This window comes from Mesorhizobium sp. M4A.F.Ca.ET.020.02.1.1, assembly GCF_004022645.1.
Lineage (GTDB): Bacteria > Pseudomonadota > Alphaproteobacteria > Rhizobiales > Rhizobiaceae > Mesorhizobium.
Genome location: NZ_RZOI01001254.1, coordinates 1 through 803, shown reverse-complemented (window position 1 = coordinate 803; position 803 = coordinate 1). Strand labels below are relative to the sequence as shown.

Sequence of the window (803 nt, the reverse complement as noted above, 5' to 3'; positions counted from 1 at the left end):
CCATTGCGACAAAAGCGACATAGAGAGTCGAAATCATAACACCTGGCAAGCCGGCGACGGCCGGTCGCCACCCGTTAAGAAACGCCGCAAGAATCCCTTTATGTTTTCGGCCTATTCGTCTGCCGATGCGTAGGTCGAGTTTTAGTAAAATTGTAGCTGTCACTGTGCTGCTGGCGTTGGCGCTTTCGGCCTGCGCGACGCCGCCGAGCCACATCAACGACGTCTGCGCCGTATTCGACCAGAATGACGGCTGGTTCGACAATTGGCAGGCGGCCGCCGAGCGCACAGAAGAGAAATATGGCGTGCCCGTGCCCGTGCTGATGGCGACGGTGCGCAAGGAATCCGGCTTCAAGAGCAACGCCAGGCCGCCGCGCACCAAGCTGCTGGGCTTCATTCCCTGGAAGCACGTGTCCAGCGCCACCGGGTACTCGCAGGCGCTCGACGGCACCTGGTCGCAATACCAGAGCGAGACCGGCAATTGGGCGGCACGCCGGACGCGCTTTGCCGATGCCGTCGACTTCGTCGGCTGGTACCATTCCAAGACCGCCGACACGCTCAGCGTCGCCCGCAACGACACCTACAATCTTTATCTGGCCTACTATCTCGGCTGGACGGCTTATGGCCGCGGCAGCCGCGGCGACGCCGGCGTGCAAAGCTACGCGCGGGCCACCGAGAAGATGGCCCGGGACTACGCCGCGCAGCTGCGCCAATGCGGCAGCTGATAGCGGCGCTGAACTAGCTTCAGCGACGCTCTCCTAATTCGGGCTCGGCTTCTTGCCGCTCGGGCGCTTCGGGGGGGAACC

At 63.0% G+C, this 803-nt stretch carries 1 protein-coding gene; it reads left to right on the top strand.

Features of this window, described 5'->3' with window-relative positions; genetic code table 11:
- Nucleotides 1-125: 125 nt before the first annotated feature.
- Nucleotides 126-722: a hypothetical protein gene (locus EN742_RS36445; RefSeq protein ID WP_127405588.1), complete on the top strand. Its 597-nt coding sequence runs from the start codon at nt 126-128 to the stop codon at nt 720-722.
- The last annotated feature ends 81 nt before the right edge of the window (nt 723-803 follow it).